Origin of the sequence: Streptomyces sp. NPDC052396 (assembly GCF_044593195.1) — a bacterium.
Taxonomy (GTDB): domain Bacteria; phylum Actinomycetota; class Actinomycetes; order Streptomycetales; family Streptomycetaceae; genus Streptomyces.
Window position 1 is genome coordinate 37,145 of the sequence record NZ_JBIUAW010000019.1, and the last position, 25,558, is coordinate 62,702.

The following is a 25,558-nucleotide window of genomic DNA, read 5'->3' on the forward strand; positions in this document are numbered from 1 at the left end:
GACAGGCCCGGCGGTCAACCGGCCAGCCCGGCCTCCCACTTGCGCCGCCGCAGCACATAGTCGCTGAAGAGGTGCCGGCTCCGGTCGAGCAGCTCGCCCACCTCCGGGTCTCCGGGCCGTACGCCCGCCGACGGGTGCCAGCGCTGCACGGACTGCCCCGCCCAGGTACGCAGTTTCAGGTCCGGGTCCTCCATCAGCCCGACCGCCGCCCGGAGCGCCACGATCCCGCCGTACGCGTCGAGCAGCCGGAAGGCGGCGAGGCGAATGTGGCGCGGCCGCTGGGCCTCGATGCGCTCCAGCAGCCAGTCGGCGGGCAGTTGGCCGGCCGACGGCAGGAGTGCGGTGGTCGTCTCCCGTACGACAGCGGGGACCGGGTCGTCGAGCAGGGGCCGCAGCCGTTCCGCGTCCGCGAGGTCCAGCGCCCGGAGCCCGGCCACCGCCTGTGCCCGCACCCCGGCTGCCGGATGCGCGAGCAGCGGCCACAGCAACTCGCCGTCCGCGCGGTCGCCGCCCTCGGCCAGCCCGATGACCGCGCCGGGCGGCAGCTCCGGGTCGTCCGGCGCCAGGCATCGTTCCCGGTAACCGGCCGTCGGGTCACCTCCGTGCTGTCGTACGACATACCGGGCGCAGGCGCGTACCAGCGCGGACCGGTCATTGAGGAACGGCTCGGCCTGCACCGGCCGCCCGGCCCCGCGCAGCGCGGTGACGCCGGTGGCGCGGGTACGGGGATTGCGCGCCGCCAGCAGGGGCGTGAGCACGGCGTCGTACGCCTCGTCGCGCGCGTCCTCGCCCCCGTCCTCGTCCCGCAGCATCGCGAGTGCGGCTGTGGCGCACAGGTCCTGGATCACGGCGTCCTCGTCCCGGGCGGCCGCGCGGGCCAGTTCGGCGGGGCCCAGCATCCGCTGCTCGATGGCCAGCCGGCGGACGAACCGCCGGACGGCTCGGTCGGGAGCGACAAACAGCGCGGCCAGCCGGCCAGGAGGCGCCTGGCGCAGCACCGTCCCGAGCAGATCCGTGCCAAAGCCACCCCGGTCTCGGCGGCCGACGGACACGATCAGCGGGGCGAGGGAGACGGCCTGGTCCATATCCAGGGTGGTGCGCAGCAGTTCCCGGGCGCAGGTGCGCACCGGTTCGGCCCAGTCGGCGCAGCGGATCACGATCAGCGGCAGCAGGCCCGGGTATCGGGCGGAGGAACGTATCGCCCTTTCGCGGATGCGACCGTCACGGTGGCACAGGGCGAGGGCAAGCCGGGATTCGCCGAGCCGCGCCAGGTCGTCGGGCAGGCCGGGCGATGAGGCGCCGTCTTTCCACTCCGGCATGAGCTGCGCCCGGTACCACCAGGCCGCGTCCCGCACTGCCGCGTCCAAGGCGAGCCAGTCGCCGGGGTCGGCGACCGCCAACACGTCTTGCAGCGCCGCGCCTTGTGCGAGTCGCGCTGCTGCGGTGTTTGTGCCCTGAGTGTCCTCACGCATGGCTGTCCCGTTCGTTCCATTTCGCCGTACCTGGGAGATCGTAGAAGGCCGGCCGACCGCGAGTCGTGCGAATTCCGTTTCGACTGTTGCCCCGGTGCCCCTACTGTGGCGCGGTGATGACTCAGGTGATCGTTCTCAACGGTGGTTCCAGCTCGGGAAAGTCAGGGATTGTCCGGTGTCTGCAGGCGGTACTGCCGGATCCATGGCTGGCTTTGGGGACGGACACACTGGTTGAGGCGATGCCGGCGTCCATGCAGGCATCGGACGGCGGGATCGGGTTCGCTCCGGAGTGATCGAGGGCGGGCGGCACGCTGCGGCAGCACTTCGCCGGGCGCTCCGCGAGCCCGGTGAGCGCCGGACTCACCGAGCCCTGCGGCGAGTTGGGCGTGGGTATCCTCGCAAGGGCCTGCCAGGCGGAAGGAGCTTCCGTGCCGCACTTCGAGCTCACCACGGCCCTGACGGCCTCTCCTGAGCAAGTCTTCGATGCCTGTCTCAATGTGGCGGAACACACCCGGTCCATGGCCGCTTCCTCGGAGCGGACGGTAGGGGGCCGGGCCCGAGGCACTCTCGCGCCCGGTGAGGCGGTGACCTTCCAGGCCCGCCACTTCGGCTTGACCTGGCGGCTGACCGCTCGTATCACCTCATACGACCGCCCCCGGCGCTTTGTGGACGAGCAGGAAGCCGGCCCGTTCCAGCGGTGGTGTCACGCGCACCACTTCGAGCCCGACGGCAGCGGCGGCACCATCATGACGGATGTCGTCGACTTCGCCTCACCCCTCGGAGCGCTTGGGCGCCTTGCCGATGCCGCCGTCCTGGGCTGGTACATGCCCCGGCTGATCAGATCCCGCAACGCCTACCTCGCCAGAACCTTCTGACCGGACGGCCCGGCCACCGCGTTACCGGAGTCCCGCGCCCCACCCCTGTGGAGGAGTTCCATGCCCGACATCGCACGCCTCGCAAACAACGCCGACCGTCCCATAGTGGAGCGATTGTGGCTGATGTTCAGCCATGATCTCTCGGAATTCCACGGTCAGTTGCCCAACCCGGACGGAACGTTCCGCAGCGATCGCCTCCACACGGCGTTCACTGACCCGGACTGGGCCCCCTACCTCCTGGTGAGCCATGGCCACCCCGCCGGCTTCGCCTTCGTCCGCGCCCTGGCGGGCCCAACCCGCGTGCTGAACAGCTTCTTCATCGTGCGCGGGGCGCGAAGGAAGGGGATTGGGCTGCAGGCCGTCCAGGAGGTCGTGGCCAGCCACCCGGGTCCATGGGAAGTCGCCTTTCAGGACGCCAACATGGCAGCGGTTCGTTTCTGGCGTCGGGTCGCCACGGAGATCGCCGGCGAGGCATGGGCCGAGGAGCGCAGGCCGGTGCCGCACCGGCCGGAACTTCCCCCCGATGTCTGGATCTCATTCCGGGTCCCGGTGAGAGCTTTCCGCTGACGCGAGACCGGGTCAGGACCGGTCGGGGCCGCGATAGGGCAGCGTCTGGCTGTAGACGACGCTTGTGGTCGTGCTGCCGAAGCCCGCCAACTCGTCCACAAGCGTCTCCAGATGCTCCATGGATATCGCGGCCACTTTCAGGGTGTAGCAGTCATCGCCCGTGGTGCGCAGGCATTCCAGGATCTCCCGACGCTCGGCGAGCAGTCGGCGCAACGGCTCGTGGCGGTTGCCCGGGTATTTCAGCCGGACGACGGCGAGCACGGGATAGCCGACCTTGGCCAGGTCCACCACCGCGTGGTAGCCGGTGATGACGCCCAACGACTCCAGATTCCGGACCCGTTCCGTGGTGGCCGACGGGCTGAGCCGCACTCGCCGCCCCAGTTCACTGAGGGAGATACGGGCCTCCCGTTGCAGCTGCGCGATGATCGCCCAGTCGATTTCATCAAGATTCACTGCCATGCCGTGAATCTACCGGGAGAATCACGGAGGACCGCCGCCCATCCCGGGAAGATTCGGTTCCGTACGCCCAGAACACCGGGATAGCCTCGGGTCATGCAACTAGGCGTCAACATACCGAACTTCGGGCCCGGCACCGATCCCGGCCTGCTGCGCGACTGGGCGCGGATCACGGAGGGGCTCGGCTATGACCTCCTTATGGTGTCGGATCACGTGGTCGTCACCCCGGATGTGGCCGAGCGGTACCCGGAGCCGTTCTACGAGCCGTTCACCACACTGTCCTGGCTGGCCGGCGTCACCACCAGGGTGCGGCTGGGCACGACCGTGCTGATCCTCCCGTACCGGCATCCGCTGCTGGTGGCGCGGATGGCCATGAACCTCAGCCGGCTCAGCGGTGGCCGGCTGGTGCTCGGGGTGGGCGTCGGCTGGGCCCGGCAGGAGTTCGACGCGCTCGGCGTGCCCTTCACCGCGCGCGGCCGGCTGACCGATGAGTACCTGGCCACCCTGCGGGACGCCTGGCGCACCGGGACCGAGGAGGGCGTCGCCCCGATCCCGGTCTGGATCGGCGGCCACAGTGCGGCGGCGCTTCGACGTGCCGCCAGGTTCGGGGACGCCTGGCATCCGCTGCGGCTTTCCCTGGACCGGATGCGCACGGTCCTGGCGGACCACTCGCTGCCGGCGTTCGCACCCCGTATCGCCCTGCGACCGACCACCACCCCGGTCGACGGTCCCGAACGGCCGGCCGGCGTCGGCACCATCGAGCAGATCCTCGACGATCTCCACCAACTCCGCCTGCTCGGTGCCGAAACCGTCGTACTCGATCCCTACCACGGAGACCCGAAGGAGACCCGCCAGCCCCACACAGCCTGGCAGGCGCTCACCGAGGTGGCCAACAACTGGAGAACAGCATCATGATCACCACCGCCGATGCGACGCTCCTTCGCCAGGCGATCGGCATCGCGGCCCACGCCATCGCCCAGGGCGACGCGCCGTATGGCTCCCTGCTGGCCGGCCCGGACGGCATGGTCCTCGCCGAGGCCCACAACACAGTGCGGCGCGACAATGACATCACCGCCCACCCGGAACTGAAGCTCGCCCGCTGGGCGGCCCGCGAACTCGACCCGGACACGGCCGCGGGCACCACCCTCTACACCAGCTGCCAGCCGTGCGGCATGTGCGCCGGCGGCATCATACGCTCCGGCATCGGCCGGGTCGTCTACGCGCTCGCCACCGAACAACTCGTCGAACTCAACCCGCAGTCGGGCGACTGGCCTACGGTGACGCAGGACGGCCCGGCCCTGTTCGAGGAGGCGCGCGCCCCCATCGACGCCTACTACCGGCCGAGTTGATGGCATCGAACTCCTCAACTCGGTCCGGGTGTGCCGGAGCCCAGGTCCGCGGACACCCAGTGTTCCGGCCGCATAGAGATGACCGCGTGCTCGCCGAGCCGGGTCTGGCCGTACTCGGCAAAGCCGGCGACCTTGTCCTGCGGGAGGTACCGCGCGGCCATCTCCCGGGCTCGCTCTCGGCTGTCCGGTGCCGTCCTGGTCACCGGTCCCTCCACCGAGACATAGCGCACGGTCGGCTCGGCCTGCTGCACCATCAGGCTGAAGAGTCCCGCTGACCGGATCGCTTGCGCCTTCCGGGAGTCGGGCCCGGTGCGCACCCAGAGTTCGCCGCCCGGTGTGCAGTGGTACCAGATGGGGACCGTCAGCGGTGCGCGGTCGGGCCGTTCGATCACCGACAGTGCACCGGGTCCTGGGCTGCGGGGAAGGAACCCGCCCGGGACTTCCAACTGGGCGGCGCCACGGCCGGGATCGGTTTCGGCCCGGCGGGCCGCGTCCCGGGCATCAGGGTCGGCCCGGCCACTTGCTGAGACGGCCTCAGGAGGTGACTGCCGCAGCTCAGCCGGACAACCGGGACCGCAGCAGCGACTTGTCCGGTTTGCCCGCCGCCGTCAGCGGCAGGTCGGGCATCAGATGCAGTGCCTCGGGGGCGTAGAGGCGCCCCTTGCGGGCGGTGACGAAGTCCCGGATCTCCTCCAGTGAGGGACGGTGTCCGGCGGCGGGCACCACGGCCGCGTGCACATGCTCCACCGACTCCTCGTCCCGGTTGCCGAAGACCGCGCACTGGGCGACGGCGGGATGGCTCAGCAGCAGATCCTCCAGCTCCGCCGGATAGACATGGCCCCCGACGACCACGATCATCTCCTTGATCCGGTCCACGATATAGAGGTAGCCGTCCTCATCGAGATAGCCGACATCACCGGTGTGCACCCAGCCGTCCCGCAGCACCTCTGCGGTCAGCTCCGGCTGTTTCCAGTAGCCGGGCATCACATAGGGCGAGCGCACCTGTACCTCGCCCCACTCACCGGGCGGCAGGGTGGTGCCGTCGGCGTCCCGGATGGCGATCTCCACTCCGGGCACGGCCCGTCCGACCGTCAGTTGCCCGCCGACCCCGGCCAACTCCTGCTCGTCGGGGCCCGCTTCGGTGATGTTCTGCGCCTCGGCCTGCCCATACCAGCCGTAGAGCACGGGCCCCAGGACCTTGGCCGCCTGCCGCAGTCTGGCCGGTGCGGCGGCGGTGCCGCCATAGGTGATCCGGCGCAGGCTGGACAGGTCGGTACGGGCCAGGTCCGGGTGGTCCAGCAACTGGTAGAGCAGCGGTGGCAGCAGCCAGGTGTGGGTGATGCGCTCGCGCTCGATGGCGGCCAGCACATCCCCGGGCTCGAAGCCGTGCCGCAGGACCACCGTGCCGCCTTGATAGAGCGTCATATCGACCAGGATCCCGGCGAGATGGGCGAGCGCGGTGCAGGCCAGATAACGGGGCGGGTCGCCGGCGTTGGCGAGCGGGCGGTCCAGGGTCTGCCGGTAGGAGCCATGGGCCATCCGGATGCCCTTGGGAATTCCGGTGGTTCCGCCGGTGTGCCGGATGCACCAGTCGTCGTCCGGGCCCACCTGGCCGCCCATCGGCAGCGCCGGACGCCGGCCGGCCAGGGCCAGCACGTCCTCGGCGAAGCCGCTCGGCCCCAGGGAGAGCATCCGGGGAACGCCGTCCAGCTGTCGCAACTCCTCGGCGGTGGCCTGCCGTTGGCCGTCGACCAGCAGGAGGGAGCAGTCCACGCTGTCCATGATGTGGGCCATGGTCGGCGCGCTCATGCCCTCGTAGAGGCCGACCACCCGGGCACCGGCCAGATTGGCGGCATAGCGGGCGACGATGGCCTCGGCGGTGTTGCCGGTGAGCAGGGTGACCGTGCTGCCGCGGCCCGCTCCGCGCGCCGCCAGCTCCCCGGCCAGCCGGTGGACCTGGTCCCGGAACTCCGCCGCACTGATCACCAGCCCCTCGGCGGTGGTGATGACCGGCCGCCGCGGCTCGGCGGACAGCACATCGAGGACGGCCTCCGCATAGTTCCGGAAACCGCCTTCGGTGGCGGTGTGCTGCTGGTTCATGCTTGTTCTCCCTTGTCGGAACCCGGCCTTGGGACGCGGCCTCGGAACCCGGCCTTGGAACCCGGCCTTGGAACCCGGTGGACGTTCTTGACGCTAGTACCGCGCGCTCATGCCATCCACGACCGGTTTCGCCATGTACTCATGACTCTTCGAGCATGAGCTGTTCCATGGCCAGCCGGCGGAAGTCCCGGGCGGCGGGGGAAAGGTAGGCGTCCTGGCGCCATACCAGGGTCAGCGTCCGGTGGCAGTCCGGGGCATCGAGCCGCAGCCAGGCCGTCGGACCGTGCTCGCCGCGGGCCCGCCGGGCGATGGCCGGTATCAAACCGATGCCGAGCCCGGCGCCGATCAGCTCCGGGGTGGCGCCGGCTTCGTCGCCTTCGCAGACCACCCGCGGCGTCAGCCCCTCTCGGGCGAAGAGCCGTTCCAGCAGGGCGCGTTGCCAGTGGCCGGGGCGGGTGCTGACGAATTCCTCGCCGGCCAGCTCGGCCACCGTGACACTCTCCCGGCCGGCCAGCGGATGCCCGGGCGGCACGGCCAGCAGCACCTCCTCCCGCACCAGTTCCAGCGAGCACAGCTCGGACCCCGTGAGCGGCTGGGAGGCGAGCGCGAAGTCCACTTCGGCGGACCGCAGATGGCGCCGCATCGAATCCACCGGCGCCTGGAACAGGCGCACTTTCACCCCGGGACGGTGCACACGGAAGGCGGCCAGCACCCGGGCCAGCTGGAACAGGGTCTCGGCGGCGACCGCGACCCGGCCCGGGCCGTCACCGGCGGTATCGGTCATCTCCCGCCGGGCATCGTCGAGTTCGGCCAGCGCCCGCTCCACCCGGCGCAGGAAGGCCGCACCATGCTCATTGAGCCGTATCCGGCGCCCTTGACGGTCAAATAGCGGAACACCAAGTTCCGCTTCAAGCCGGATGATGGTCCGGCTCACCGATGGCTGGGCCACCCGGAGTTCCTCCGCGGCCCGGCTGATGTGCTGGTGGCGGGCCACGGCCTGGAAGTATCGCAGCGACAGCAGATCCATGACGGTAGTCTCCCCGGATCTTCGGCCGGGGTGCGGCGCGGGTACGGTCGGGTCGCTGGACAAGCGTTGCGAGGGCGTATGCGCTGTCGCCGCGCACAGCCGCGCACAAGGGATCCGGACGAGCCCTTGGGCGCCCCGGCGCCCTTCGTCGTCGGGCCGCGCCGGGAGCCGCCCAGCGCCGCCGGGGTATGTCCGACGGCTCCTGGGCCGCATGATCGCGGAGCAGCCCCACGTGCCCGATCACCGAGCTCGCCTTGACACCGGCGCCACCTGGACGTACACGAGGAAACATGGGTCGGCGCGAGCCGGCGGAGCGGGCGGGGCCGCACGTCAGGAACGGTATGACCACCAACCCGCACGCGGAGCGCGAGGAGCTGCTGGCGGCGGCCGTGGCCAAGGCCGTCCGGGAGACCGGCGCGCAGTCCGGAAGCCTTTTCCTCCGCTCCGTGGACCGTCGGTCCATTGTGCTGGCCGCCGCCTGCGGCACCCCGCCTTCCCTGCTCGGCAAGTGGCGGCTGATCCCGGTGAACAGCCCCATTCCGGTGGCCGTCGCCTACCGGTCCGGCCGCACGGTCCATCTGGCCGACGCCGACGAGACGATGCGCCGCTACCCTCAGCTCGCGGTGGCCCTGCCGTACGCCTTCGGCTCGGCGTCGGTGCCGGTGCGGGCGGGGCCGGAGCGCCTGGGGGCGCTGGCGGTGGTGTGGGCGGCGGCACCGGGGCACCCGGGGCTCTCCAAAACCGTCCTTCGCCACCTGCGGACCATCGCCAACCGGCTCGGCGCCGACCTCCGGGCCCACGGGGACAGCCTCGAATGCGGCACCGGGACCGTGCCCGTCGAGGTCCCGGTGCCGCCCGCCCGGGCGGTGCGGGTGGGGCTGTTCGACTGGCAGCTCGACACGGGTGTAGTGGTCGCCGACGACGAGTTGTGCGCGATCTTCGGGCTGGCGCCCGACGCCTTCGACGGCCGGGCCGACACCCTGGCCTCCCGGCTCCATCCCGGTGACCGGGCCGCGCTCCGGGCCGCCGCCCGCGCGGCCGTCACGGACGGCCGAATCCTCGCCCGGCAGCTGCGCATCCGGGCCGGCCAGGGATACCGCGGCGTGGAGCTCTGGGGCCGGGTACCGGAGGCCCCCGGACCGGAGGCACGAGCCCACCTGGTCGGCGGCGTGCTCGACGCCGGAGCCGGTGCGACGGCGGTCACCGCGGTGGAACGGCTCCGGGACGGGCTGCTCTCCCTCGACCCGGACGGGCGGATCACCTATGCCAATCGCAGCCTGGAGCGGCTGCTGGGCGTACCCGGCGGGGAACTGCTCGGCCGCTGCCTGTGGGAGGTCCTGCCCTGGCTGTCCGATCCGGCCTTCGAGGACCGGCACCGGGCCGCGATGGTCTCGCAGCAGCCCACCACCTTTCTGGCCCGCCGTCCGCCGGACCAATGGCTCGCCTTCTCCCTCCACCCGGACGCCAACGGGGTGACCGGCAGGGTCGTGCCCGCACAGCCACCGCCCCCGCCGGCGGCGCCAACCGGACCCGCTGTGAGCTCCGGGCAGGAAAACGCCCCCGGGCAGGAGACCGCCGCCGGGCCCGCGGGGCCCCCGCCCGCGCCTCCGGCAGGGGGAGCACCGCCGGCGGACGGGGCCGCACCGGCCCGCTTGGGGGCCATCTACCACGTCCTTCAGCTCGGCAGCGCGCTGACCGAGGCGGTCACCACCGGCGAGGTGTGCGAGGTCGTCGCCGACCAGCTCCTGCCGGCCTTCGGCGGGCAGCACCTGGCCATCCAGGTGATCGACGAGGGCCGGCTCCACCTGCTCTTCCACACCGGCCGGCAGGGGCTCGGACCGCACGGGCCGGAGGGTGAGCCGCTCGATGCCCCGCTGCCCGGGCCCCAGGCACTGGCCTCCGGGGTGCCCCGGTTCATCGAGTCGGGGCAGGATTCCCCCGGCGGCGGTCCGGCAGGTCCCGTGGCGGATGCCGGTGCCTGGGCCTACCTGCCGCTGATCGCGTCCAACCGCCCCGTGGGCACCTGCGCCCTCGGCTTCGACGAGCCCCAGCACTTCACCGCCGAGGTCCGCGGCAGCCTGACCGCGCTCGGCGGGCTGATCGCCCAGGCACTGGAGCGGGCCCGGCTCTATGACACCAAGTCCGCTCTCGCCCACGGGCTGCAGACCGCTCTCCTGCCCCATCGGCTGCCCATGCTGCCCGGCATCCGCATCACCGGCCGGTATCTGCCCGGCACCAGCGGGATGGACATCGGCGGTGACTGGTACGACGTCATCCCCACCGCGGGCGGAGTCGCCCTGGTCATCGGGGATGTGGAAGGCCATAGCGTCGCCGCCGCCGGCACCATGGGCCAACTGCGCAGCGCCGTAAAGGCGTTCGCCACGGCCGGCCACTCCCCCGGTGCCGTCCTGGCCGGAACCAACCGGCTGCTGACGGAACTTGACCCCGGGCTGCTCGCCAGTTGCTGCTACATCCGCATCGAGCCGGACACCGACCAGGCACTCGCGGTCCGCGCCGGGCACTGCCCGCCACTGCTGCGCCGCCCCGACGGCACCACCGAGGTCCTGAACCTGCCGGGTGGCCCGCTGCTCGGCGTGGACGACGGCAGCACCTACCCGGAGACCCGGGTGGACCTGCCGCCGGGTTCGGTCCTTGCCCTCTACACCGACGGCCTGGTGGAGGAACGCGGCGTCGACATCGGCCTGGGCATCGACCATCTACGGGCCTCCCTGGCCCACGCCCCGTCCGGGAGCCTCGAGGAACTCGCCGACCGCCTGCTGCGCAGGGCCCGCCACTCGCCGCTCCGCTCCGATGACATCGCCCTGCTGCTCACCGGGTACCGGTGACTTCTACGGCTCAGCAGGGGCTGTTCATTCCGAACCACTGAAGGTTGCTGGTCGGCTGCCAGCCCTTGATGTCCGTTCCGTCGATGCGGCCGTACCCTCGCGCTGACCGCGGCCTATGTGCTCGCCGGCGAGCCCTTGTCGCGGCGTGATCGCCGTCGAAGTCCCCCCCTCCGGAATCCACCACACCGGCGGCTGGCCGGCGCCCTGGTTCCGCGGGCAGGGGCCCGACGCGGAGCTGTTCGCGGGCGCGGCACTGGGCGCCGCCGGCCTTGTGCCGGCCGACGGTCCCGCGAAGCACCCGCTGATGAATGGTCGTGTCGTCCGCCGGGCAGCGAAGAGGGCGGCGGCCCCGGCCGGTGTGCCGGGTGCCGCCGCCCTCTTGGCGTACTGCTACTGCTACTGATCAGTAGGCGGAGTTGACGTTGTCCATGGAGCCATAGGTCTTGGCCGCATAGTTACAGGAGGCCACGATGTTGGCGACCGGGTCGTAGATGTCCCACGAGGTGCCGTCGACGTGGAACTCCTTGAACGTCGGGTCGATGATCTGCAGCAGACCCTTCGACGGGATACCGGCCTGGGCATTGACGTCCCAGTCGTTGATCGCCTGCGGGTTACCGGTCGACTCGCGCATGATGTTGCGCTTGACGCCGTCGTAGGAGCCGGGGATGCCCTTGGCGTGCATGATGTCCAGCGCCTGGTTGATCCACCCGTCCAGGTCATTGCCGTACGCCTTCGGCGCCGGAGCAGCCGGGGCGGCCGGGGCGGGGGCGGTCTGGATGGGCTTGCGGGCCTCGGAACGGCTCGCGGCAGCGCTCTTGGCGGCGCGCGCCTTCTCGGCGGCCTTGGCCTTGGTCTCGGCCTGCTTCTTGGCGGCGGCGGTCTTGACCGTGGCGGCCTGCGTCTTGGCCTGGGCAGCAGCGGTGTCCGACACCTTGGCCAGCTCGGCCTGGCCCGCACCGGCGAAGGTCTGCGCGTTCCACGCCACCGGCTTGACCGAGGAGGACTCAGCAGCCGAAGCGGTACCCGCCACACCCAGCGACAGGGCAGCGGCACCAGCCGTGGCAATACCGGCAACAGCGAACTTGTGGGCCTTGGTCAGGTGGGTATAGCCAGAACGCATAAGTGAGCTGAACCTTCCAGTCGGGGGAGTGCGCCGCAGCGCTTCGTCTCGATCGACGACCGGCGCCGTGCGACCCGACCAGTCTTAGCGACGCAAAAACCCCCTGGCAAAGGGTGTGACCTACGACCAAACCTCATGCTCAGCCCCGGCCACACCCCGCCAACTCGCTCCCTCCGGCCCTCGGTTATCACTAAAGAGACTCGTAAGTGACCCAGGTCTCATGGGCGGGCTCACACCCCACACCCCCCGAACTCACCCACCGCCCACCAACCGCTACTCCGGACCCGCCCCTATGACTCGTCGTCCACCGCCCCCGGCGCCAGGGCGGGCGCCGGGAAGGCGTGGCGGATCTCGCCGCCGGACCACCACACGCCGATCGCGAGGACGGCCGTGGCCTCCAGCAGCCCAGCCCGCTCCAGGCCGCCACAGGGCACCGCTGTGCAGCCCATGGACGCGATCAGCTCCGTCACCGTTGTGGCAGCGGCCGCATCGTCCGTACTGAACGGCACGGCGAGCGCCGTGCCCTCGAACGCCGGGCGCGGCAGCGTCCAGATGCTTTCGTGGCAGATGCCGAACACCTTGGCCACTCGCGCTTCGGGCGCCGCCGCCGCGAGCCGCAGCGCCATGGATTCCTCCGCACCCCCCGTGGTCAGGACCGGGCCCGCCGCGCTGGGCCGCATCGGCACTGTGCAGTCCAGCAGGACCCGGCCGGCCAGCTCCGTGGCCAGCGATCCGACCACCCCCGCCGCGGCATCGGCGGGTACCGCGACCAGAACGGCCTCGCCGAACCGCGCCGCCTCCGCCAGTCCGCCGCTTCCCGCCGCTCCCATTCCGGCCGCGGCCCGGGACGCCGCCGTACGATCGCGGCCGCCCACCAACACCTCGTGCCCGGCCCGTACCCAGGCCCCGCCGAGGGCCTCAGCCATGGAACCCGTGCCGAGAATCCCTATCCGCATTGCTTGCTCCTCGTTCCGTCCTGCGTTGTGCACGGCGAACTGCCGTGTCGGGGACGCTAGCCGGACCGATGCACACCATCCGGTAAGTGACAGCCGGGGCAAGATGTCCCCATGGGAGAGCTGGAGGACATGGGCGGGGATGTGTTCGCGGCGGACTGCCGCGCTCGGATCGGCTTCGAGGTACTGGCCAATCGCTGGGACAGCGTGATCGTGTACATACTCGGCGAACAGGGCCCGATGCGGCCCCGGGGGATGCTCACCCGGATCGGCGGGATCGGCCCCAAGGTGCTCAACGACGCCTTGCGGCGCCTGGAGTACAACGGGCTGGTGGAACGCCGCCGTTACGCCGAGGCCCCGCCCCGGGTCGACTACGCCCTCACCGATGCGGGCACGGCTCTGCTCGACCCGATCCGCGCGCTGGGCGCATGGGCCGCCGTCCACGGCGAGACCGTCCTCGCCGCGCAGAACAGCTACCGGCGGCCGCAGAACCAGGTGGCGCGGTCGAAGTGACCGAGCCGCTGCTGCGTCTCCCGGCAGCACCTGCCGCGGGAACTGTGCCGGCGGGGGCCTGGCAGCCCGACGGCGCCCCGACTTGGTGCTCGCATACCGCGGGCCCGGTCGATCACGAGGTCAGTGAAGTCCGTGATCGACCGGGCCCGTGCCGTGCTCTGGTCAGGCCGTGGCGCCGATGGCGTCCCGCACCTCGCGGAAGGCGGCAACCGTACGCAGGACGTCCTCACGCGAGTGCGCGGCGGACAGCTGGACGCGGATGCGCGCCTTGCCCTTCGGCACCACGGGGTAGGAGAAGGCGATCACATAGATGCCCTTCTCCAGCAGTTCGGCCGCCATCCGGCCGGCCAGGGCGGCGTCGCCGACCATCACCGGGGTGATCGGGTGCTCGCCGGGCAGCACCTCGAAGCCGGCCGCCGTCATCTCCTTGCGGAACAGCGCGGTGTTCTCCCGCAGCCGGATGCGCCGGTCGCCGGACTCGGCCAGCAGGTCGAGCACGCGCAGCGAGGCGCCGACGATCGACGGGGCCAGGGAGTTGGAGAAGAGGTACGGGCGCGAGCGCTGCCGCAGCAGTTCCACGATCTCGGCGCGGGCGGCGACATAGCCGCCGCTGGCACCGCCGAGGGCCTTGCCCAGGGTGCCGGTGATGATGTCAACTCGCTCGGTCATCCCGAACAGTTCGGGGGTGCCCCGGCCCTCCTCGCCGACAAAGCCGACGGCATGCGAGTCATCGACCATGACCAGGGCGCCATAGCGCTCGGCCAGGTCGCAGATCTCGTCCAGGGGGGCGATATAGCCGTCCATGGAGAAGACGCCGTCGGTGACGATCAGCTTGTGGCGGGCGCCGGACGCCTCCTTCAGGCAGCGCTCCAGGTCGGCCATGTCGCGGTTGCGGTAGCGGAAGCGGGCCGCCTTCGACAGGCGGATGCCGTCGATGATGCTGGCGTGGTTGAGCTCGTCGGAGATCACCGCGTCCTCGGCGGACAGCAGCGTCTCGAAGACACCGCCGTTGGCGTCAAAGCAGGAGCTGTAGAGGATGGTGTCCTCCATGCCGAGGAACCGGGAGATCTTCTCCTCGAGTTCCTTGTGCGGCGCCTGGGTTCCGCAGATGAACCGGACGGAGGCCATGCCGAAGCCCCAGTCGTCCAGGGCCTGCTTGGCAGCCGCGATGACCTCGGGATGGTCGGCGAGGTCAAGGTAGTTGTTGGCGCAGAAGTTCAGGACCTTGCCGTCGCCGACGCTGATGGCCGAGGACTGCGGGCTGGTGATCACGCGCTCGGACTTGTACAGCCCGGCGTCGCGGATGTCCTGCAGTTCCTTGCGCAGGTGCTCGCGCATGCCGTCGAACATGGGGGACTCCTCGGGTGGTCGTACGTCAGGGGTGAGCGCGTCAGGGGGCGGTCGGCCGGGTCCAGTCGATGACGACCTTTCCGCACTGGCCGGAGCGGGCCGTGGCGAATGCCTCGGCGTGCTGCTCGAAGCCGAAGCGATGCGTTATCACCGGGGAGATGTCCAGGCCGCTGCGCAGCAGAACGGACATGGCGTACCAGGTCTCGAACATCTCGCGGCCGTAGATGCCACGCAGGGTCAGCATGCGGGTGACGACCGTGGCCATGTCGATGCTCACATCGCCCGTGGGCAGGCCGAGGGCGGCGATCCGGCCGCCGGGCGACATGGTGGCGATCATGTCCTGGAGGGCGTCGGCGCGGCCGGACATCTCCATGCCGATGTCAAAGCCCTCGGTCATGCCGAGCTCTGGCATCACATCGGCGATGCGCCGGCTGCTGACGTCAAGGGCGACGGTGGCGCCCATCTTCTCCGCCAGGGCGAGCCGGTAGGGGCTGACGTCGGTGATCACGGTGGAGCGGGCGCCGGCGTGGTTGGCGACGGCCGCGGCCATCATGCCGATGGGGCCGGCCCCGGTGATCAGGACGTCCTCGTTGAGCACGGGGAAGGAGAGCGCGGTGTGCACGGCGTTGCCGAACGGGTCGAAGATCGCGGCGACATCGATGTCGATCTCGTGCCGGTGGACCCAGACATTGGACTCGGGCAGCACCACATACTCGGCGAACGCGCCATCGGTGTGGACGCCGAGGCCGACGGTGCGGATGCACAGGTGGCGGCGGCCCGCCATGCAGTTGCGACAGGTGCCGCAGACGAGGTGGCCCTCACCGCTGACGATGTCGCCGACGCTGACCGCGGTCACTCCGGCGCCGGTCTCCATGACCTCGCCGGCGAACTCATGGCCCAGGACGAGGGGGGCGCGGACCACACGGGCCGCCCAGTCGTCCCAGGTGTCGATGTGCAGATCGGTACCGCAGATGCCGGTGCGCAGCACCTTGATCAATACCTGTCCGGGACCGGCCTCGGGGGTCGGTACCTCGGTCAGTTCGAGACCCGGCCCAGCCGTGGTCTTCACCAATGCCCTCATGAGAGATCACTGTGGGGTCTGACCCCTGTGAAGTCCATCAACATTTTTCTGCACATCTTGTGAAGCCTGGCTTCATCAACTGATCGGGTGAATGCGATAGTGAACGGGTGATCGACCCCCGTCGCCTGCGGGTGCTGCGCGCCCTCGCCGCTCATGGCACCGTCACCGCGGCCGCCCATGCGCTCTATCTGTCGCCCTCGGCCGTCTCCCAGCAGCTGGCCGCCCTGGAGGCGGAGACCGGGCACGCGCTGCTGGAGCGGCGGGGCCGTATCGTCCGTCTCACCGCCGCCGGCAGCCTCCTGGCCCGCCATGCCGACGAGATCTCCGCCCAGTTGGAGCGGGCGGAGGCCGATCTCGCCCGGTGCTCGACGGGGCTGGTGGGCGAGGTGACCATCGCCGCCTTCGCCACCTCCATCACCGAGGTCGTCGCCCCCACGGTGGCCGTCCTGGGGCGCAGCGCTCCCCAGGTACGGGTCCGGGTCAAGGACGCGGAGGGCCACGCCAGCGCCCGGTTGCTGGCCGATGGCGAGGCCGATATCGCGGTGGCCGTCGAGCACCGCGATTCCCTGGCGCCGGGCGGACGGCGGTTTCTGCATGCCCCGCTCTATGAGGAGCCTTTCGATGCCGTGCTGCCGCCCGGGCACCGGCTGGCCGACAAGCCGGAGATCGGCCTGACCGACCTTCGGGACGATCCCTGGATCACGCCCTGGCCCGGCAACCCGGTGCATGAAGCCGTCCTGCGCGCCTGCGAGGAGGCCCGCTTCCAGCCCGCCGTGGAGTGCCTCTCCGACGACTTCTCCGCCGTCTGCGCCCTGGTCAGCGCCGGCGCGGGGGTGGCCCTGGTACCCCGCTCGGCTCTGCATGGCATCCGCCCGGCGCTCACCCCGGCCGTCCGTCCACTGCGCGGACCGGGTCCCACCCGGCGGGTCTTCACCGCGGTCCGCCGTGGCAGCGAGGACCATCCCCTGCTCCAGCTCACCCTGGCCGAACTGCGCCGGCAGGCCGCCGCACTCGTCACCACCTGAGCGGCGACCGCGGATATCCGGCTGACCCCGGCCGGCCGTTCCCCTACCGTTCCCCCGTGACCGAGCCGAACCGCGAGCGACTGCGGCAGACCTTCACCGAGGCGGCGGAACTCTACGACCGCGTCCGCCCCGGCTACCCGCCCGCCGTCTTCGACGACCTCGCCGAACTCACCGGCATCACCCCGGACTCCCGGATCCTGGAGATCGGCTGCGGCACCGGGCAGGCCACCCTCCCCCTGGCGGCCCGGGGCTACCGGATCACCACGGTGGAACTGGGCGCGCGGATGGCCGCGGCGGCCCGCCGCAACCTGGCCGGCTTCCCCGGCGTGGAGATCGTGGTCGCCGCCTTCGAGGACTGGCCACTGCCCCCGGAGCCCTTCGGCCTGGTCCTGGCGGCAACCTCCTTCCACTGGATCGACCCCGCGATCCGTATGACCAAGGCGGCCGATGCCCTGCGCCCGTCGGGCGCCCTGGCCACCGTCTCCACTCATCACATCGCCGGCGGCAGCACGGGCTTCTTCGCCGAAGTGCAGGACTGCTACGAACGCTTCGACCCGTCGACCCCGCCCGGCCTGCGGCTGCCGCCGGCCACCGAAATCCCCGAGGACCATACGGAACTGGACGCCTCCGGGCGCTTCGGCCCGGCGCTCTTCCGCCGCTATGAACGCGAACTGACCTATTCCACCCGGGAGTACCTGGATCTGCTGCGCACCTACTCCGGCCACCGGGCCCTGCCCGCAGCGGCCCGCGACGGTCTGCTGGAGTGCATCGGCGACCTCATCGACCGCAGGCACGGCGGCCGCGTGACCAAGCGCTACCTCACTCAGCTCAGCGTCGCCCGGCGCACCGGCTGTCAGTGGTGAGCACCATCATGTCCCCATGACAAACCCGAACCTGAGCCCCGGCAGCATCTGGCGCCTCCACCATGGCGATCAGGAGATCGCCCGCCTGACCGTCACCGAGACCGATATGCCGTGGACCCACGCCAAGGCCGAAACCCTGCCTGCCTTCGAAGAGTTCCGACCCGTCTTCAGCGAGCAGGAGCAGGCCCTCGACGCGGACGACTGGGAACGGGCCGAGGTCTGTTACACCCGGATCCACAGTGCGCTCACCTTGATGTTGCCGGACGGCGCGCCGGTCGCCGAGTTCCTGCTGCGCATATACGACGACGGCACCGCCGCCTGCCGCTGGACCGACTAGACGAAGCGGCGGTACGCGTCAGAACACATAGGACATGCGGACCGTCGCCGGTACGGCGACGCTATGACCGACTGGGCGGTCACCGAACTCGGTCCGCGCGACCTCCCACTGCCGGGGCAGGGGAAGGCAGCGACGATGGCGCGGCCGACCGGGCCTACGGGAGATCGGGGCGCAGCGTCACTTTGCCCGTGGTACCGCGCAGGGCCATGTCCGCGAAGGCTTTGGACGCTTGGGCAAGCGGATAGCCGGCACCGGTGACCGGGCGCAGGCGGCCCTGGGCGGTGAGGGCCAGCAGCTCCGTGAGCGGTTCGCGGTATGTGCCGGGGAGGGAGAGCGCCGGCCGGAGCCAGAAGCCGGCGACGGTCAGGTTGCCCTCGGCGAGGAGAACGGGGTCCATGTGAGGGCGGCCCTGCCGGGAGGCGTCACCATAGCTGATCAGTCGCCCGAACTGGGCGAGCGCGGGCAACGCGGCCGGCAGGGCAGGGCCGCCGTTGGCGTCGAGGATCACATCAACGGGCTGTCCCCCGTTGGCCTTTCGTACGCGCTCGGCATAGCCCTGCGGATCGCTGTCAATGGCCGTATCGGCACCCAGAGCGAGCGCGAGGGTGCGCTTGTCCTCGGTGGACGCGGCGGCGATCACGCGTCCCGCACCGAATTCGCGGGCCAGTTGCACCGCGAGGGTGCCGACCCCGCCCGCCGCGGCATTGACGACCACGGACTCGCCCCGGACCAGGCGGGCAGAACGGCGCAACAAATGCCAGGCGGTCAGTCCCTGGACCAGCAGTGCCAATGCCTCGGCGTCGCTGACCTTGTCCGGTATCTCGAGGGCGTCAGCGGCTCTGACCACGGCCCGTTCCGCATAGCCGCCTCCGCCCGGGGTGAGGGCCACCATCCTGCGGCCGTCCTCGGTACGGCCGGCGACTTCACTGCCCGGGACGAAGGGCAGCTCGACGCCGCCTGTATAGGTACCCGCGGCCCGGAGGATATCGGCGTAGTTGACGCCTGCCGCGGTGACCTCGATCAGCAACTGGTCCGGCCCGGCGGCGGGTTCGGCAACCGTGGCCAGCTCCAGGACCTCGGGCCCGCCGAATCGGGTGATCTCAATGGCGCGCATGGTGCGTGTGTGGTCCTTTCATCAGGTGCCCAACTCATTGCCGTAACCGGCGTACCGCGACCGTAGACGGTGGGCGGGGCTCTTGATCACCAGTAGATATCGATGGAACACCACTTTCCATGAAGGGTCTTCATGGAAGCGCTAGAGTCCTCCGGTGACCACCACAACTCCGGCTCCGGCCACCGCCGACCCCACCCCCGCCGAACTGCGTGTCATCGTGGCCGTCGCGCAGGAAGGCAGTTTCTCCGCCGCGGGGAAGCGACTGGGGCTGACCCAGTCCGCGGTCTCCCACTGCATACGGACCGTGGAGCGGAAGGTGGGCGCGGTGCTCTTCGATCGCGGCCGCCATGGCGCCCGCCCGACTCCCGCGGGCGAGCGGGTCGCGGCCCATGCGCGCGGTGTGCTGCGCCTCCTCGAGGTGATGCGGACGGACGCGGTGGCGGCCGCGTCGGGCACCTTGTCGACCACGCTGCGCATAGCGACCTTCCGCAGCGCCGCCGCCGCTCTGCTCCCCGCGGCGCTGTCGCGGCTGGCCGCGCGCCACCCCCAGGTGGTCCCCCGGGTCGCCGTCGTGCGGGAAATCGGGCCGGGCGCCGCCGGAGAGGTGGTGGCAGGCCGCGCCGATCTGGCCATCGCCAGCCTGCCGCACCGCATACCGGACGCCGCGGGACTGGTCTCGGTCACCCTCTTCGAAGAGCCCCATGTGCTGATCCATCCGGCGGGCAGCCGCGACCCGCGCCGCCTGCCCCTGGTCAACTGGGACGAGAACTGCTCCTCCCGCACCAGGGGCTGGTTCGCCGGACAGAACTGGATCCCGGCCACCACGATCGATGTGGCGGATGACAGCGTGGTTCTGTCCATGGTGGCGCATGGAATGGGCATGGCCATCGTGCCCCGCATGATCGCGGCCGAAGCGCCGCCCTCGGTGGCCGTCATGGATCTCGGCGCGGATCCGCCGACCCGTACGGTGGGCTTTGTCACCACCCATGAGCTGGCGCGAAGCACGGCCGTCCGGGAGCTCATCAGAGAACTGCGCGGTGAACGCGGCAGGCTGGGCCCATGACCGGCCTTACGACTCCCGGACGGCCTCGACATCGACGGTGACATCTACCAGGTCACTGACCACCACGCCACCACGATCCAGCTTGTCGTTCCAACTCACGCCGAAGTCATGCCGGTTGATCCGGGCACGGGCGAGAAAGCCCGCCCTGCGGCGGGGCCCGAGGTCGCGGCCGTCCTCCCACCACGGGGTGTCCCACTGCCCCAGGTAGGTGACCTCGAAGGTGACCGGCCGGGTGGTGCCACGAATGGTGAGGTCACCGGTGACCTCGAACTCATTGGGGCCGACCCGCTGGATGCGGGAGCTGGCATAGGTCCAGGTGGGATGGTGCTCGGCATCGAAGAAATCGGCACTGCGCAGATGGGCATCACGCTCGGGCTGGCCGGTGTACACCTGGGTGGCGTCGATGGTCGCTTCCGCCTTTGCGCCCTCCGGGTTGTCCGGGTCGACCTCCAGCCGGCCCTGAACGTTCTTGAACTGCCCACGCACACAGGTGATCATCATATGCCGGGCACTGAACTCGGCGGCGGTGTGGCCGGCTTCGAAGAACCATCTGGTGGCGGCCATCAGCAGCTCTCCCAACAGGGGATGAACCATCCCATGAAGCGACGGTAAACGACACTCTCCGCAATAGTTTCGAATCACCTGTTCTCGATGGCCACTCCGGAGCGGCCGTCCGGGTTGGACGGGGAAGCTCCCGGGCCCGAAGACCCCGTTTATTGATCATGCAACACGGGCCCCGCAGACCCCATAACCAAAGCACAGCAGGCGGGTTGACACAAAAGATGGGTCGCTCATAGATTCGAGATGCCTTTACCAGCAAGATCCACGCGCGGCTACGCGGAGTGCTGTTCACCGAGGCACTCCGGCGGAGCGGAGGGGGACGGCGATGAAGAAGGTGCTCCTGACAACGGCTCCCAAAGAAGCCCTGGTCGAGCCCAATGGAGTCGGCGGCAACTGGTACGACCGGACCGACACCTATATGGCCTGGACATGCGCGGTGGACCTCGAGGACCGGTTATCCGTGTCCTGTCCGCCGACCGGCCTTCGATTCCTCAAACACAATGTGCCGGACATCGAGATCCTTGAGTATCCGACCTGGCAGGAATACCGGGCCGCGCTGGAGTCCGAGACCTGGGACATGGTGGGCATCAGCTTCTACACCTGGTCCACCCCGGTCGCGATCGAAATGGCCAAGGTCGCCCGGGAGGCCGGCGTTCCGGAGATCTGGGGCGGCAACTACGGCGTTCTCTCGCCCGGCATCGAAAGTTACTTCACCAGGCTGGTGAAAGGGGCGGGGGAGTTTCCGCTCCATCAGTACGTATACGGCACACCGCTCCCCCGGGTACGGCACCCGGCAATGCTGGGACAGAGCGGCTTCCGTGGAGTGAGCTCGCCGGTCGGATACCTCTACTCCAAACGCGGATGCAATATCGGCTGCACCTTCTGCTCGACGCCGATCTTCAACCCCAAAGAAGAAGCCATCTTCATGGAGGACATGTACGCGGCACTCGACGAGTACCGGGAGGCGAAGGTCGCCCACGTCATCATCTACGACGAGAGCTTCTTCCTCACCAATCAGCTGGCCGAGCAGGTCGTGGACGCCCTGGCGGAACGTGAACTGCCCTGGATCTGTCTGACCCGCGCCGATCTGATCCGGGGCCGCATACCCGAACTCACCGATCGCTATATGGACGGAGCGATCGTCGGCATCGAGTCCTACCGTGACAAGAACATCGCCGATGTGAAGAAGCGCGATGACGTCTACAACGTCCGGCAGACGGTGCGCGAACTGATCGACAACGGCCGCCGGGCGCTTGGCACCTTTATGGTCGGGTTCGCCGAGGACAGCATCGAGGACATGCAGTACGACATCGAACAGCTCAATGAGGAAGGGCTGTTCGCCTGCCAGCTGACGCTGCTGACGCCGTTCCACCGCACCCGCCTCTACCGGCAGATGGAGCACCTGATCGACGAGCCGGATCTCAGCAAGCACGACCTGTACAACCTGGTGTGGAAGCACCCCAAGATGAACCGCAGCGAAGCACGCGATCTGCTGGCCTGGGGCCAGCGCCGGGTCAACGATCCCAACCGCATCGCCGCCAGGCTCAAACAGGAGATGAAGGACAAGGTACGCAGGCAGCTTGCGCACCGGCACGGCACGGCGCCGGTCAGCCCCTCGGGGTCGGCCGCGTCATGAAGAGTCTCAGCATTCTCTGCGTTCAGCTCGGGTTCCATGAGGCATATCCCGACGCATCGACGCTGGCGACGACCTACAACGACGGCATCTATTACGTCGCTTCGTTCATTCAGCAGGAGTTCCCGGACGCGCATGTCGAGATGTGCCAGATGTTCTGGGGCGAGAAACCCGAGAACTTTCCGCTGGCCAGTTACGACTACATCCTGATCTCGGCGCTCGCCACGCACTTCTGGTCCAACATCGAGACGCTGGAACTGATCCAGCGCGAGAAGCGCCCCGGCTGTGTGGTGATCATGGGTGGTCCGCACGCCGCATTCGCGCCCTATGAGGCATTGCGCTACGCGGACTATGCGGTGATCGCCGAAGGCGAGATCCCGTCCGTCCAGCTCATCAACGCCCTGGAGGCCGGCGATCCCGTCACCGAGGTCGACAACCTGGCCTACATCGGCGCCAATGGCACCCTCACCCTCAGCAAGATCGCCCGCTACAGCAATATCGCCAACGCGATCAACCCCAAGTTCCTGGCCCGGGCGCCACAGCTCCACTGGGCAACGGTCTCCATGTCCCGGGGCTGCCCCTTCGACTGCTCGTTCTGCTATGCGATCCGGCTGCTCGGACGGCGGTTCCGCACCAAGACCGCGGAAGATGTGCGCAGCGAGCTGGACGCCATCTACCAGCAGACCGGCTGCAACCGGTTCTATGTCACGGACCTCAACTTCACAACCCGCAAGAGCTATTGCCGGGAGATCGCCGAGACCTTCCGTGATCGCGACTACAAGTTCATCGCAATGAGCCGGGTCAACCATGCCGATGACATGGATCTGGTCCTTGACCTCAAGCGGTCGGGATTCGAGGAGTACTGTCTCGGAGTGGAGTCGGAGGACCCAAGTGTCCTTCAGGCGTTCAACAAGCGAGTCGATCCCTCCGAACAGACCCGGCGCCTCCTGCGCTTCGCCGAGAACGACATAGCCATTCACTCGGCCATCATCTTCGGCCTGGATGTCCAGGACCGCCGGGCGATCGAGGCCACCGCATACTGGTGTGCCGAAGCACGCATTATGCACCCGGTTTTCGTATGTCTCGCGGAATACCCGTTCCAGGACCTGCTGTACGGGGCCCGTCAGGACATCGAGGACCACCGCATCATCATGGAGGTGCCCACCTACCAGCACTATTCGTTCGTAGGCATCTACCCGCGCCATATGCGCCCCAGCGAACTGCAGCGCGGCATCCTCGACAGCTACGGCATTTTCTTCAAGCGGGCCTTTGAGATCGAGCAGCGTCCGCAGCGGCGGGCCCGGCTCAAGGCGTACGCCCGCAGCGTTGAACGCGGCCGGGCCGGCATGGAACAGCACATCCGCTTCCTGGAGGAGCTCGAGAAGCCCTACTACACCTCTTCCGGAACACTGAAGGAGGACTTGTTGAAGGCCGATTTCGACTCGCGCCATGGGGAGCTCCGCGACTGGCTGGCACAGTCCTCCAAGCGCACCGATCTGCACTTTGTGAAGGGATACGCCCGGTGACGGACGCGCATCGGGCGCAGACCGTCATCGGCGCGTTGCTCGACAGCGTCAGCCGTACTCCGGACCGGTTGGCGTTCCGTGTGATCGAGCGGTCCGAGGACGAGTTCACACTCAGCTATGCGGAGGTGTACCGCCTGCTGGGACAGGCCGTGGCCGGATTCCGGGCGCAGGGGATCGGCGAAGCGGACCGTGTCATTGTCATCCTGCCCACCTCGCGCGACTTCCTCTCGGTCTATCTCGGCTGCCTGTACGCCGGAGTCGTGCCGGTCATCGTGGCCGAGCCGATGGACGGCCGTACCGCGCACTATGCGGCGAGCCTCCAGGGGATCGCCGCACGCGCACAGGCCAAACGGGTCATCACCACCCCGGAGTTGGAGAAGACGCTCGCGCCCCTGCTGCCGATTCCGGTCATCACCCCCGGCGCCCTGGGCGACGCCCCGTTCGAGCCGGCCTCACCGCGCCCGACGCCGGACTCGCTCGCTCATCTCCAGGCGACCTCCGGCTCGACGGGCGCACCCAAGCTGGCCATGGTCCGGCACGGCAATATCGTCGCCAATGTCCGGGCGATTGCCGAGGCGATCCAGGGAAATCCCGATGACTCGCTGGTGAGTTGGCTGCCCCTGTTCCATGACATGGGGCTCATCGGGATTTCCTATGCGCTCTGCGCCGGCATCCCCATGGTCTTGTCGGATCCGGTCAACTTCCTGCGGAACCCGATGTCATGGCTGCACTGGATCAGCCGCTACCGGGGCACCCTCTCCCCCGCCCCCAGCTCCGCCTTCCATATCTGCGCACGCGTCGCCGGGCGGCGCCCGCCCAGCGATCTCGATCTGTCGGCCTGGCGTGTCGCCCTGTGCGGGGCGGAGCCGGTGCACGAGGCCACCATGCGCGAGTTCCAGTCGGCATTCGGCGGCTTCGGCCTGTCCGGGACAACGCTCCGGCCGGTATACGGACTTGCGGAGGCGACCCTCGCGGTCACCATCTCCGATATCGGCCGTCCGTACTCGGTCGACCGAGTCGATGCGGAAGCCGCCGCGGGTGGCCGTGCCGAGCCCCGCCCGGTCACGGATCCGCGGACCACAAGCATGATGTGCGTGGGGCGGGCGCTGCCCGGCCATGTGCTGCGGGTGGCCGACGCGGACGGCGGGCCACTGCCCGATCGCACCATCGGCGAGATCGAGGTGTCCGGACCGAGTGTGATCGACGGCTATCTTCCCGAGCCGGGCCCTGCGCGGACCGGCACAGCCGGTGATCAGCTCAAGCGAGCGGATGGCTTTCTCCGCACGGGCGACCTCGGCTATCAGGTCGAGGGAGAGCTGTATGTCACCGGTCGCCGCAAGGACCTCGTGATCATCGGGGGGCGCAACTACATCCCCGACCAGCTGGAGACCTTTGTGGAGTCCGTATCGGCAAGTCCGCGCACCCCGGCGGTCGTTGCGGTCGGAGTCCTCGATCCGGCGTTGCGGACCGAGCAGCTGCATCTGCTGCTCGATGAGCGGCTCGCGGACGGCCGAGACCGGCGGACCATCACCGGCCAGGTGAGCGACGCGCTCGCGGAGGTTTTCGGCATCAGCGGGGTCACCTTCCACTGGGTCAGAAGGGCCGAACTCCCCCGGACCACCAGCGGCAAGATCCAGCGCCATCTGTGCCGGAAGCTGATCGAGGAACGGCTCACCGCGCGCCGCTCCGGAACGCCCCTTGCCTGACGGCTGCGCGGAACGCCCCGC

25 protein-coding genes and 1 pseudogene are annotated in these 25,558 nt (G+C 69.6%); 15 read left to right on the top strand and 11 right to left on the bottom strand.

Annotated features, from left to right (window positions below):
• Nucleotides 1-14: 14 nt before the first annotated feature.
• Nucleotides 15-1,472: a HEAT repeat domain-containing protein gene (locus tag ACIHFE_RS31625; RefSeq protein WP_400112089.1), complete on the bottom strand. Its 1,458-nt coding sequence runs from the start codon at nucleotides 1,470-1,472 to the stop codon at nucleotides 15-17.
• Between the two features lie 116 nt (nucleotides 1,473-1,588).
• Between ACIHFE_RS31625 and ACIHFE_RS31630 the strand changes: the two are divergent.
• From ACIHFE_RS31630 to ACIHFE_RS31640, 3 genes and pseudogenes are all read left to right on the top strand, one after another.
• Nucleotides 1,589-1,762 (top strand): annotated as a pseudogene (locus ACIHFE_RS31630) (chloramphenicol phosphotransferase); the annotation flags it as partial.
• A 138-nt stretch (nucleotides 1,763-1,900) separates the two neighbouring features.
• Nucleotides 1,901-2,347, top strand: a complete 447-nt coding sequence (locus tag ACIHFE_RS31635; protein WP_400112091.1) for an SRPBCC family protein — start codon at nucleotides 1,901-1,903, stop codon at nucleotides 2,345-2,347.
• 60 nt (nucleotides 2,348-2,407) lie between these two features.
• A complete protein-coding gene (locus ACIHFE_RS31640) occupies nucleotides 2,408-2,914 on the top strand; it encodes a GNAT family N-acetyltransferase (RefSeq protein WP_400112093.1) in 507 nt (168 codons plus the stop codon).
• Between the two features lie 12 nt (nucleotides 2,915-2,926).
• Here ACIHFE_RS31640 and ACIHFE_RS31645 read toward each other — a convergent pair whose 3' ends face one another.
• Nucleotides 2,927-3,373 carry an Lrp/AsnC family transcriptional regulator gene (locus ACIHFE_RS31645; protein WP_400112095.1) on the bottom strand — a complete coding sequence of 149 codons (447 nt, stop codon included), beginning with the start codon at nucleotides 3,371-3,373 and terminating at the stop codon, nucleotides 2,927-2,929.
• A 93-nt stretch (nucleotides 3,374-3,466) separates the two neighbouring features.
• Here ACIHFE_RS31645 and ACIHFE_RS31650 point away from each other — a divergent pair, with 93 nt between their 5' ends.
• Both ACIHFE_RS31650 and ACIHFE_RS31655 read left to right on the top strand, forming a co-directional pair.
• Nucleotides 3,467-4,285: an LLM class flavin-dependent oxidoreductase gene (locus tag ACIHFE_RS31650; RefSeq protein WP_400112097.1), complete on the top strand. Its 819-nt coding sequence runs from the start codon at nucleotides 3,467-3,469 to the stop codon at nucleotides 4,283-4,285.
• Nucleotides 4,282-4,719 carry a nucleoside deaminase gene (locus ACIHFE_RS31655; protein ID WP_400112099.1) on the top strand — a complete coding sequence of 146 codons (438 nt, stop codon included), beginning with the start codon at nucleotides 4,282-4,284 and terminating at the stop codon, nucleotides 4,717-4,719. The genes ACIHFE_RS31650 and ACIHFE_RS31655 overlap by 4 nt, the downstream gene beginning before the upstream one ends.
• A gap of 14 nt (nucleotides 4,720-4,733) precedes the next feature.
• On the opposite strand, the gene ACIHFE_RS31660 is transcribed toward ACIHFE_RS31655, so the two are convergent.
• The 3 genes from ACIHFE_RS31660 to ACIHFE_RS31670 all read right to left on the bottom strand — a co-directional run bounded on the left by ACIHFE_RS31660 (nucleotide 4,734) and on the right by ACIHFE_RS31670 (nucleotide 7,846).
• Entirely contained in the window at nucleotides 4,734-5,111 is a 378-nt protein-coding gene (locus ACIHFE_RS31660; RefSeq protein WP_400112101.1) for a pyridoxamine 5'-phosphate oxidase family protein, read from the bottom strand.
• A gap of 163 nt (nucleotides 5,112-5,274) precedes the next feature.
• Nucleotides 5,275-6,819: an AMP-binding protein gene (locus ACIHFE_RS31665; RefSeq protein WP_400112102.1), complete on the bottom strand. Its 1,545-nt coding sequence runs from the start codon at nucleotides 6,817-6,819 to the stop codon at nucleotides 5,275-5,277.
• Between the two features lie 139 nt (nucleotides 6,820-6,958).
• On the bottom strand, nucleotides 6,959-7,846 hold the full coding sequence (locus ACIHFE_RS31670; RefSeq protein ID WP_400112103.1) for a LysR family transcriptional regulator: 888 nt from the start codon (nucleotides 7,844-7,846) through the stop codon (nucleotides 6,959-6,961).
• Nucleotides 7,847-8,187: 341 nt separating this feature from the next.
• Here ACIHFE_RS31670 and ACIHFE_RS31675 point away from each other — a divergent pair, with 341 nt between their 5' ends.
• Together ACIHFE_RS31675 and ACIHFE_RS31680 are read left to right on the top strand one after the other, a co-directional pair.
• Nucleotides 8,188-10,692 carry a SpoIIE family protein phosphatase gene (locus ACIHFE_RS31675; RefSeq protein WP_400112104.1) on the top strand — a complete coding sequence of 835 codons (2,505 nt, stop codon included), beginning with the start codon at nucleotides 8,188-8,190 and terminating at the stop codon, nucleotides 10,690-10,692.
• 145 nt (nucleotides 10,693-10,837) lie between these two features.
• Nucleotides 10,838-11,095, top strand: coding sequence for a hypothetical protein (locus ACIHFE_RS31680; protein ID WP_400112106.1), 258 nt, complete (start codon nucleotides 10,838-10,840; stop codon nucleotides 11,093-11,095).
• On the opposite strand, the gene ACIHFE_RS31685 is transcribed toward ACIHFE_RS31680, so the two are convergent.
• Together ACIHFE_RS31685 and ACIHFE_RS31690 are read right to left on the bottom strand one after the other, a co-directional pair.
• The gene (locus ACIHFE_RS31685; RefSeq protein WP_400112108.1) at nucleotides 11,096-11,812 is read right to left on the bottom strand and encodes a transglycosylase SLT domain-containing protein; all 717 of its coding nucleotides are present in this window, start codon (nucleotides 11,810-11,812) and stop codon (nucleotides 11,096-11,098) included.
• Nucleotides 11,813-12,102: 290 nt separating this feature from the next.
• Entirely contained in the window at nucleotides 12,103-12,768 is a 666-nt protein-coding gene (locus ACIHFE_RS31690; RefSeq protein ID WP_400112110.1) for an NADPH-dependent F420 reductase, read from the bottom strand.
• A gap of 111 nt (nucleotides 12,769-12,879) precedes the next feature.
• Here ACIHFE_RS31690 and ACIHFE_RS31695 point away from each other — a divergent pair, with 111 nt between their 5' ends.
• Nucleotides 12,880-13,278, top strand: coding sequence for a winged helix-turn-helix transcriptional regulator (locus ACIHFE_RS31695; RefSeq protein ID WP_400112112.1), 399 nt, complete (start codon nucleotides 12,880-12,882; stop codon nucleotides 13,276-13,278).
• Between the two features lie 162 nt (nucleotides 13,279-13,440).
• Here ACIHFE_RS31695 and ACIHFE_RS31700 read toward each other — a convergent pair whose 3' ends face one another.
• Together ACIHFE_RS31700 and tdh are read right to left on the bottom strand one after the other, a co-directional pair.
• Nucleotides 13,441-14,628, bottom strand: coding sequence for a glycine C-acetyltransferase (locus ACIHFE_RS31700; RefSeq protein WP_400112114.1), 1,188 nt, complete (start codon nucleotides 14,626-14,628; stop codon nucleotides 13,441-13,443).
• 40 nt (nucleotides 14,629-14,668) lie between these two features.
• Complete coding sequence (gene tdh / locus ACIHFE_RS31705; protein ID WP_400112116.1) at nucleotides 14,669-15,709, bottom strand: L-threonine 3-dehydrogenase; 1,041 nt, start codon at nucleotides 15,707-15,709, stop codon at nucleotides 14,669-14,671.
• A 107-nt stretch (nucleotides 15,710-15,816) separates the two neighbouring features.
• Between tdh and ACIHFE_RS31710 the strand changes: the two genes are divergently transcribed.
• Genes ACIHFE_RS31710 through ACIHFE_RS31720 form a run of 3 tightly spaced genes read left to right on the top strand, consistent with a single transcriptional unit; the run spans nucleotide 15,817 to nucleotide 17,934 of the window.
• Nucleotides 15,817-16,734: a LysR family transcriptional regulator gene (locus tag ACIHFE_RS31710; RefSeq protein ID WP_400112118.1), complete on the top strand. Its 918-nt coding sequence runs from the start codon at nucleotides 15,817-15,819 to the stop codon at nucleotides 16,732-16,734.
• A 56-nt stretch (nucleotides 16,735-16,790) separates the two neighbouring features.
• Nucleotides 16,791-17,597 (top strand): methyltransferase domain-containing protein, encoded by an 807-nt coding sequence (locus ACIHFE_RS31715; RefSeq protein ID WP_400112120.1) that lies wholly within the window; start codon nucleotides 16,791-16,793, stop codon nucleotides 17,595-17,597.
• A gap of 16 nt (nucleotides 17,598-17,613) precedes the next feature.
• On the top strand, nucleotides 17,614-17,934 hold the full coding sequence (locus ACIHFE_RS31720) for a hypothetical protein (protein WP_400112122.1): 321 nt from the start codon (nucleotides 17,614-17,616) through the stop codon (nucleotides 17,932-17,934).
• 154 nt (nucleotides 17,935-18,088) lie between these two features.
• Here ACIHFE_RS31720 and ACIHFE_RS31725 read toward each other — a convergent pair whose 3' ends face one another.
• Complete coding sequence (locus tag ACIHFE_RS31725; protein WP_400112124.1) at nucleotides 18,089-19,048, bottom strand: zinc-binding alcohol dehydrogenase family protein; 960 nt, start codon at nucleotides 19,046-19,048, stop codon at nucleotides 18,089-18,091.
• A 154-nt stretch (nucleotides 19,049-19,202) separates the two neighbouring features.
• Between ACIHFE_RS31725 and ACIHFE_RS31730 the strand changes: the two genes are divergently transcribed.
• The gene (locus ACIHFE_RS31730) at nucleotides 19,203-20,111 is read left to right on the top strand and encodes a LysR family transcriptional regulator (protein WP_400112125.1); all 909 of its coding nucleotides are present in this window, start codon (nucleotides 19,203-19,205) and stop codon (nucleotides 20,109-20,111) included.
• A 6-nt stretch (nucleotides 20,112-20,117) separates the two neighbouring features.
• Here the strand turns inward: ACIHFE_RS31730 and ACIHFE_RS31735 are convergent, their stop codons facing one another.
• On the bottom strand, nucleotides 20,118-20,675 hold the full coding sequence (locus ACIHFE_RS31735; protein ID WP_400112127.1) for a YceI family protein: 558 nt from the start codon (nucleotides 20,673-20,675) through the stop codon (nucleotides 20,118-20,120).
• A 322-nt stretch (nucleotides 20,676-20,997) separates the two neighbouring features.
• Here ACIHFE_RS31735 and ACIHFE_RS31740 point away from each other — a divergent pair, with 322 nt between their 5' ends.
• Genes ACIHFE_RS31740 through ACIHFE_RS31750 form a run of 3 tightly spaced genes read left to right on the top strand, consistent with a single transcriptional unit; the run spans nucleotide 20,998 to nucleotide 25,537 of the window.
• A complete protein-coding gene (locus ACIHFE_RS31740) occupies nucleotides 20,998-22,308 on the top strand; it encodes a B12-binding domain-containing radical SAM protein (protein WP_400112129.1) in 1,311 nt (436 codons plus the stop codon).
• The gene (locus tag ACIHFE_RS31745; RefSeq protein WP_400112131.1) at nucleotides 22,305-23,831 is read left to right on the top strand and encodes a B12-binding domain-containing radical SAM protein; all 1,527 of its coding nucleotides are present in this window, start codon (nucleotides 22,305-22,307) and stop codon (nucleotides 23,829-23,831) included. The genes ACIHFE_RS31740 and ACIHFE_RS31745 overlap by 4 nt, the downstream gene beginning before the upstream one ends.
• Entirely contained in the window at nucleotides 23,828-25,537 is a 1,710-nt protein-coding gene (locus ACIHFE_RS31750) for an AMP-binding protein (protein ID WP_400112133.1), read from the top strand. The genes ACIHFE_RS31745 and ACIHFE_RS31750 overlap by 4 nt, the downstream gene beginning before the upstream one ends.
• The last annotated feature ends 21 nt before the right edge of the window (nucleotides 25,538-25,558 follow it).